We start from the raw sequence: 2,108 nt of genomic DNA, 5'->3' as shown, positions 1-2,108 counted from the left end.
TCATCTTCTTCAGGCTGCCTGACCTTTTTTAAAATGTCCTTTACATAGGGTACAGTTTACATTGGGAATTGCCTTTTCCTTTTATTTATCTTCCTGATTAGTAGACTTTAGAAGAATCATAACAACAATAATGATAGAAAAGGCTGATAACGCTAAGAAAGGAATCGTGATAAAACCATACCAATTTATATATTGTGCACTACAAGGAACACCACTTACACAAGGTTTAATTTCCGAAAACGCTGGTACTTTCTGTACTAAGTAATGATAGAAAGAAATACACCAGCCTATTATTGCCATCGGAAGCACAAACTTCTTAACAGACGAGTCATTTTGAAACGTCCCGATTCCCAATATTAATGCGAGTGGGTACATCAAAATCCGTTGATACCAACATAGTTCACAGGGAATAAAACCTCGTATCTGACTAAAGTATAAGCTTCCAAGTGTTGCTACAACTGAAACGATCCAAGCGAAATACAGATATAACTGTCTCATATTTACATCTTTCATTATTAATTTCCTTCCAATTCTTCATCTATAAGACTCTTGATTTTTTCATAATCAAAAGGATCATCAAGCATCGTGCCATTCACCATGATACTAGGCGTTTGTTCTACCTTAAATTCTTCTACTAATTTAGTATCTTTTTTAATTTCATTTATCCCCGATTGATTTGTAATATCCTCTTCAAGCCGTTTTGTATCAATCCCTGGAATGGTTTTTGCGACTTCAACTATTTTCTCGTTAGTTATCCATAAGCTATCGTGGTCTTCTGTTGGTTGTGCCTTAAAAAGTTCCTTATGGAATTCCCAATACTTATCTGGGTTTTGTTTAAAGACCGCTTCTGCTGCCATTGATCCAAGCACGGATTCTTCTCCATGAAAAACGACATTAATATAGGAAAATTTCACTTTTCCACTGTCCACATAATCTTTTACTAATTGCGGATAAACAGTGTCTCCCCAAGCCTTGCAAGCAGGACACTTAAAATCACCAAATTCTACTACTGTTACAGGAGCATCTGATTCCCCTAAGGTTGGTTGCCCTTTTATAGGAGGTTGTTTCTCATAAGAGGCTGTCTCCGTTTCTGCGTTCATCTTGTTTATAACAACTAATGCAGTTATAACAGCAAAAACAAGCAAGGTTATGATTACTAAATATTTAAACGAAAAAGCTTTATTCTTCATTTCACGTCCCCCTAAACTATTATTAATCTTTAATATGAATGATTGATTTCATATAACCAACCTAAAACTATTTGACACGATAATTGGTCATTGCTAAGATTTGATGATATCAAAACATAATTATTCTGTCTAATATGCATAAGCATGACTTTATGTTAAATTCCTATGTAGAATGATGGTTAAATCGGATGTGTATAAGAAGGTAGTTTTGTATGAGGGATATCATTTTTTAAGTAGAGGTTTGCTGGCTGCTTAGAGAATGATATCCAAAATATCGAGAAACACAATTGAGAGCGCTTCCTATATTGGTGGAACCCCATGCCCGTTTGTTGAGTATGCCCTAGGTAAAGTAGAAGTGGAGCACTGCACACTAAATAATTTCCACACAAGCATTATACCATCGGGCACCATGGAATTTATTTGGATATACGAACAAAGCATTTCTGTTCAGCCTGTTTGGGGACACCGTTCAGTAAGTTAGAAGAGTTTAATAAATAATCAATATCCTTAACATTACTCCTGTTTTTCAGTAGCAAATCTACTGATATATACCATATCAGCCATTGCGTATTTTTGCCCACCAAGCTGAGGGATCCAGAAACTGGTGATCGGTTATTTCACAAATATTCTTTAGAGCGTAATAAATCCTAGTCCACACTTCTGGAACTATCGTATTCATATTAGTACCAAGGGGCTAATATGGATACGATTAAAAACGCACACGTCACAAAAAGATCACGATTAGCAGGAAACGACTGGAAACGTTTTCGGAAAATGGTTTAATTGTTTGCGTATTCATTTAATTTATGAACCTTTATTTTTATGTCAATATAGTATTTTAATATTTATTCTCTTAAAAAAATGGCTCTGTTAAACGATAATGTTGTTTTTGGGAAGGGAATCTGCGAGACTCCTGCG

At 35.2% G+C, this 2,108-nt stretch carries 2 protein-coding genes and 1 pseudogene; all 3 read right to left on the bottom strand.

The annotated features are described in order from the left end of the window. Positions 1-81 precede the first annotated feature (81 nt). Complete coding sequence (locus tag D0463_RS17780; protein WP_117308708.1) at positions 82-513, bottom strand: disulfide oxidoreductase; 432 nt, start codon at positions 511-513, stop codon at positions 82-84. Between the two features lie 2 nt (positions 514-515). Further along, positions 516-1,190: a DsbA family protein gene (locus D0463_RS17775; RefSeq protein ID WP_117308707.1), complete on the bottom strand. Its 675-nt coding sequence runs from the start codon at positions 1,188-1,190 to the stop codon at positions 516-518. A gap of 525 nt (positions 1,191-1,715) precedes the next feature. After that, a pseudogene (locus tag D0463_RS20470) lies at positions 1,716-1,802 on the bottom strand (cytochrome aa3 quinol oxidase subunit II); the annotation flags it as partial. Positions 1,803-2,108 lie beyond the last annotated feature (306 nt).

This window comes from Bacillus sp. V59.32b (assembly GCF_003429085.1).
Lineage (GTDB): Bacteria > Bacillota > Bacilli > Bacillales > DSM-1321 > Peribacillus.
The sequence above is the reverse complement of the archived record's forward strand: the minus strand, read 5'-3'. Positions and strand labels throughout refer to the sequence as shown.

What these genes read in the sequence shown, in the direction of transcription:
- D0463_RS17780 (WP_117308708.1), bottom strand. Translation starts at nt 513, where the DNA reads ATGAAAGATGTAAATATGAGACAGTTATATCTGTATTTCGCTTGGATC.
- D0463_RS17775 (WP_117308707.1), bottom strand. Translation starts at nt 1,190, where the DNA reads ATGAAGAATAAAGCTTTTTCGTTTAAATATTTAGTAATCATAACCTTG.